Genomic DNA, 5,496 nt, shown 5'->3' with positions numbered 1-5,496 from the left:
GATTTTTAAAAAAAATTATCAATGTTCCGATTACAAATCCGTATTTTTGAAATAAATTTAACACAAAAAAGAGTCAACGTATTTTAGGATATGACATTAATCGATTTTGCTCTAAGTGGTTTACAAAAGATTGGCGCACTGGAACATATTAGCTTACTTCGCTCTGCTACAAAAATTTACTGGGAACATAAAAACCAACCTAGAGATGGAAGAAATGTAAATCTTGATGAGTTGGATGAGAGATACTATATGCTTAGTGATGTGTCTGTAATTCGTCAAAAATTTGTTGCAGAAAATATTGAAAAATTTTACGACGAAAAAAGCTACCGCTAACAAATGCTAAATCTTATGGCTGGTTTTTCGGTAAATTGTTCGTTTTCTTTTCATAACTTCGCTCGGTCGGTTATGGAAAAAAAGATTTCCATAAGCCGCCACAAGCTCTAGCATCGACCGTTAGCAGTAACCTTTGAACAACAGAACGAAAACAAGATGTATAAAAAATTCACAATCATAAGTTTATGTCTTTTACTATTAAGTTGTAATAACAAAAATAACAAATCTGACTTGAAAATTGAAGAAAAAACTGAAAAAGTAAATGACTCTATTTTTTTCAAAAATATCATTGATGTTGTAAATGATAAAAAAAGCACACCTTGGGTGAAATCAGAAAATGATTTTGCTTCTTGTATTTTATATTTTAATCTAGAAAACCTAGAAATTCTTGCAATTCAATTTACACCAGAATGTTGGGCATATTTTCCAATTGAAATTAAAAAAAATAAGATTATTGTTTATTGGGATGTAAATATTGATACTAAATATAATTTTGATATAGTTAAAACTATGAACAAAATAGATGAATCATTAAAAGGCAAACCTTTTATTATTTTGGAATTGCGAGATGGAAAAATGCTTAAAGCAAGTTATGAAATTGAAAAATTGAGAGAAGAATTAAACAATGGAAAAGAAAATTATTTCGCAAATGAATTTTATGCAACAACAGATTTATATAAATAAGGCTACTGCTAACAGCCGTTTCAAGAAATGGCGAAAAATGTGCAAAATTCACATTTTTATTTCGCAAGAATTTTTATCTTAGTGGAAAATATGTCGTTACGAAGTTCGCCACTTCTTGAAGCGGCGGAACGTTAGTGGTAATGCCAAAACAGAGTGTAAAAAAACAACTATTGCTAAAAATACCATAATAAATGTTTAAATTTGTACATTAAAACAACAAAATGAGTAAAATTAGAGTTAAACATTTCGGCCCAATAAAGGAAGGTTGTCCTAACAATAAATGGATTGATATAAAAAAGACGACTATTTTTATAGGTAATCAAGGTTCAGGTAAAAGTACAGTTGCAAAATTAATTTCTACACTCACTTGGATAGAAAAAGCTTTGACTCGTGGAGATTTCAATGAAAATGATTTAATTAAATATAACCGATTAAAAAAATACTTTGCTTATCAAAACCTTAATGATTACTTCAAAGATAATACTGTAATCGAATATATAGGAAAGGCATATTCTATTAGCTATGATAAAGGAACGGTTTGGGTTGAAAATTTAAACTCAAAGAATTACGCTTTTCCAAAAATAATGTACGTACCATCAGAAAGAAACTTTACAAGTTCAGTTAGAAATGTAAGAACTTTGAAAGGGTTACCGAGTACTCTTTATACTTTTTCTGATGAATTTGTCGATGCATTAGAAGATTTGCAAGGACAAATTTCGCTTCCAATAAACAATGTTAAATTAGAATATCAAAAATTAAATAAAATTTCTTGGATTGTTGGAGATAATTATAAAATAAGATTATCAGACTCTTCAAGTGGTTTTCAATCTTTAGTTCCTCTTTTTGTTGTTAGCGAATATTTAGCGAAATCATTAGGTAAGGAAGATAAAGGAAATATAAAAAATATTAGCATCGATGAAGAAAGAAGAATTCGTAAAGAAATTGAAAGGATTTTGTCAAATCCAAATATTTCAAGTGATATTAAACTATCTTCATTAGAATTTTTATCTTCAAAATTCGTTTATTCAAGTTTTGTTAATATAGTAGAAGAACCAGAGCAAAATCTTTTTCCATCTTCACAAAATTCAATTCTGAATACTTTGTTTGAATGTAATAATCTGAAAGAAGAAAACTATTTAGTTATGACAACTCATAGTCCATACATAATTAATTATGTAAGTATTGCAATTCAAGCTGGATTAATATTAGATAAAATAAAATCTGAAGAGTTAAAAGAGAAATTGAATTCTGTTGTTCCAATAAAATCAATCTTGAAAGGAAAGGATGTTGTAATTTATCAACTTGATGAAAAAAATGGTTCAATTAATATTCTTCCTGTATTTGAAGGTATTCCGTCCGATCATAATTTCTTGAACGATTCCTTATCAACTGGAAACAAAATGTTTGATACATTATTAGAAATTGAACAAGAGCTATGATTGAAGAACTTTTAGGGACTAATTGCACAGAAAAACCGCGTAAAGATAAGCTATTTGGAATTTGTGATGAGCAAGATGGAGAAAAAGCATATTCTCATAATGCAACTCCCGAAAATTGGATTGCAATCGTTGTAAATAATAATGAAGAATTAGTAACTTTTACTGCTATTGATAATTGTATTATTGTATTCAAACCTGGAACTAAGGATGAAGAAAGTACTTGTGATGGTGTCTTAACTTGGAATGACAGTATTTATCTAGTAGAATTAAAAATTCAAGCAACTGGTGGTTGGTTACCAAAGTCTATTGAACAACTTGAAAACACAATAAAGCTAATTTCGCCTGAATTTCTTAAAAATTTCAAATATAAAAAAGCATATGCTTGTAATAGAAAACATCCTAATTTTACAACCATAGATAATGAACTTAATAAACGTTTTTTTAGAGATTATGGTTTTAGAATTGATGCTCAAAGGGAAATATCTATAAAATAAGCACTACCACTAACACACGCTACAAGCAATTTGGGCAATTGGCTTAATTTAAATATGGTTTTGTATTTGGAAGATTTGGCAAATCCGAATAATGGGCTTAATTTAGTCCCAAACTGCTTGTAGCGCGGGAACGTTGTGCGACACTTTATGAAAAAAATCGTGAAAATAGGAATTATATCAATAATTGGACTTATCCTAGTTTCATTCATTATTGTTATTCGTAATAATGATGAATTCAGAAATTGGGAAATAACTCAAAATTCGAAAAATATTTCTGAAATAAATTGGTCTAAATTCTATTGGACAAATAGAATTATCGATGGAAAAAAAATCGAAAAAACTTCAATGAAAATTAATGGACAAATTGCAGAAACAGATTGTTTTGTAAATTTCCAATTTGATTTAGGTTCAGACTTAACTATGATTTATGAAAACAGTTTCATATCAATGTTTAAAAGTTATCCGAAAATTAGTAACCGAATTAAAAAACTGAAAAGTTCTGCTGAATTTTGGAATAGTAAAAAAGTTTATCAAAACTTTGAGTTTGAATTTGGCGATTTTAAAGCTAAAAATAAAAAATTATATGTAGAAAATAATTATGGGGATAGAATCTCAGAAAAAGTACCAAATAAAATTGACCAAATTAATATCGGTACAATTGGCGCTGATTTTTTTCAAAACAAAATATTAATCATTGATTATCCAAACCAAAGGTTTTCAATTTGTGACTTAATTCCGAAAGAATATAAAACAGAATTGATAAACATTGAACTAGATAAATATGGAAGAGTGATTTTACCGATGAAGTTAAATAATAAAAATTACCGAATACTTTTTGATAACGGTTCAAGTATGTTTGAACTAATCGCAACAGAAAAAAACATATCAAAATTTGCAACAAGTAAAAATATAGATTCAATAAAAGTTTCATCTTGGGGGAAAGAACATTATTTAATATCTAAAATGATTACAAACGAAATTGAATTGGGCGGAAAAAAATTCTCAAAAGTGAAAATTTATGAAAATCGTAGCGGTTTAGGTATCGATAAAGAAACAGATGGAACGGCAGGAAATAAGTTATTTTGGAATAATATAATAATCATTGATTTTAAGAACAAACTATTTGGAATCAAATAAAAGCGATCGCACAACAGGCGTTTGGCAAGATTGCGAATTTTGTAGTAAATTCACGTTTATTTCTCGCAAGAAATTTTATATTTAACAGAAAATAATCAGTTCCGAAGTTCGCAACTGACGAGAAGCGGCGGAACGTTAGTTGCTATACCAACAAAATCGTAAAAATGAACGAAATTTTTAAACCAGAAAATTTTAAAACTCTAAAAGATTTAGATAAGTATGATCTAAATTTTGCGGGAATTTATGCTTTAAGAATAAAAAACATTTCTACTTTTCCTTTGCTACTTAGGAATGAAATAGAAAATAAGGAATCCTTAATAATTTATATCGGTAAAGCAAGTAAAAATTTAGGCAGACGCTTAGAAGAAGAATGTAGAGGAAAGAGTCACGGAACTTTTTTCCGAGGAATTGGAGCTATATTAAATTTTAAACCCCCAAGAGGTTCATTAATTGGCAAATCAAATTTGAATAATTATAAATTCAATTTAGCCGACTCTGAAAAAATTATAAAATGGATGAATGAAAATCTTGAATTTGAATGTTTAAAAACTGAAAAAAATATTGATTTTATTGAGAAAGATTTAATCAAACATTTTGAACCAATTTTGAATACAAATCATAATCCTAAAAAATCTAAATATTTGGCTACGGTCAAACAGGAATGCCGAAATATTGCACAAGAAAGGTACAGCAACTAACAGCTAGTAAGCAATAGTCGGGAATTAGGCTTAAAGGAAAAATTGTTTTGTATTTGGCAAATTAGTGATAATCCGAAAATAATTGCTTTATTTAGCCCGACCATCGCCTACTAGCAAGACGTTAGCGGTCAGTTGCGCCGAAAAGACTCAGACAACTACAATTGAGAATATTGCGTGTTTAAAAAGTGGAAATTATTATATTTGAAGTGAAAAGTTTACGCAAATCTTATCTGTAAAATGATCACGTTTCACTAAAAATTCATTTTTGTGTTTGTAGGATTTCGGCTGAAAATAGAAACGCAATCTTTACGCAAATCTTATCAGCAAACTCATCACGTTTCACTAAAAATTCATTTTTGTGTTTGTAGGATTTCCGCTGAAAATAAAAACGCAATCTATACACAAATCTTATCGGTAAACTCACCACGTTTCTCGGGAAAATTGTTTTATATTTGCAAATTTTCGATTGAGAATGGAAATGCGTAAAATTAAATTTCATGAAATTTATTTGTGTTTTTAACTGAAAATAGCGCAAAAAAAGTAAACTAAATTGAGCTTTTTCGGTTCATACAACCGAACCGCTAACAGCCGTTTGGTCTCATTGCGGGTTTCGGTTTTTATTTGAAATATTCAGTATTTTATTACAAATTTGTCTATATTTGTGATGTTCAGTCCTGAAATTCCGCAACGAAGACCAAGCGACGGGACGTT

At 28.9% G+C, this 5,496-nt stretch carries 6 protein-coding genes; all 6 read left to right on the top strand.

Annotated features, from left to right (window positions below):
- Positions 1-90: 90 nt before the first annotated feature.
- The 6 genes from ACH2BP_RS03110 (at position 91) to ACH2BP_RS03085 (ending at position 4,785) form a co-directional block, all read left to right on the top strand.
- The gene (locus ACH2BP_RS03110) at positions 91-333 is read left to right on the top strand and encodes a hypothetical protein (RefSeq protein ID WP_395056912.1); all 243 of its coding nucleotides are present in this window, start codon (positions 91-93) and stop codon (positions 331-333) included.
- 156 nt (positions 334-489) lie between these two features.
- Positions 490-1,017 (top strand): hypothetical protein, encoded by a 528-nt coding sequence (locus ACH2BP_RS03105; protein ID WP_395056910.1) that lies wholly within the window; start codon positions 490-492, stop codon positions 1,015-1,017.
- A 221-nt stretch (positions 1,018-1,238) separates the two neighbouring features.
- Positions 1,239-2,456: an ATP-binding protein gene (locus ACH2BP_RS03100; protein WP_395056908.1), complete on the top strand. Its 1,218-nt coding sequence runs from the start codon at positions 1,239-1,241 to the stop codon at positions 2,454-2,456.
- Complete coding sequence (locus ACH2BP_RS03095) at positions 2,453-2,950, top strand: hypothetical protein (RefSeq protein ID WP_395056906.1); 498 nt, start codon at positions 2,453-2,455, stop codon at positions 2,948-2,950. Before ACH2BP_RS03100 ends, ACH2BP_RS03095 begins: the two co-directional genes overlap by 4 nt.
- A gap of 159 nt (positions 2,951-3,109) precedes the next feature.
- The gene (locus ACH2BP_RS03090) at positions 3,110-4,087 is read left to right on the top strand and encodes a hypothetical protein (RefSeq protein ID WP_395056904.1); all 978 of its coding nucleotides are present in this window, start codon (positions 3,110-3,112) and stop codon (positions 4,085-4,087) included.
- Positions 4,088-4,251: 164 nt separating this feature from the next.
- Positions 4,252-4,785 (top strand): GIY-YIG nuclease family protein, encoded by a 534-nt coding sequence (locus ACH2BP_RS03085; RefSeq protein ID WP_395056902.1) that lies wholly within the window; start codon positions 4,252-4,254, stop codon positions 4,783-4,785.
- Positions 4,786-5,496 lie beyond the last annotated feature (711 nt).

The organism is Flavobacterium sp. (genome assembly GCF_043756175.1).
Classification (GTDB): Bacteria; Bacteroidota; Bacteroidia; order Flavobacteriales; family Flavobacteriaceae; genus Flavobacterium.
Note: the sequence above shows the minus strand (reverse complement) of the source record. Positions and strands in the feature narration are given on the sequence as shown.

Bases quoted from the DNA above. Each gene is read 5' to 3' on its own strand.
- ACH2BP_RS03110 (WP_395056912.1), top strand. From the start codon at position 91: ATGACATTAATCGATTTTGCTCTAAGTGGTTTACAAAAGATTGGCGCA.
- ACH2BP_RS03105 (WP_395056910.1), top strand. From the start codon at position 490: ATGTATAAAAAATTCACAATCATAAGTTTATGTCTTTTACTATTAAGT.
- ACH2BP_RS03100 (WP_395056908.1), top strand. From the start codon at position 1,239: ATGAGTAAAATTAGAGTTAAACATTTCGGCCCAATAAAGGAAGGTTGT.
- ACH2BP_RS03095 (WP_395056906.1), top strand. From the start codon at position 2,453: ATGATTGAAGAACTTTTAGGGACTAATTGCACAGAAAAACCGCGTAAA.
- ACH2BP_RS03085 (WP_395056902.1), top strand. From the start codon at position 4,252: ATGAACGAAATTTTTAAACCAGAAAATTTTAAAACTCTAAAAGATTTA.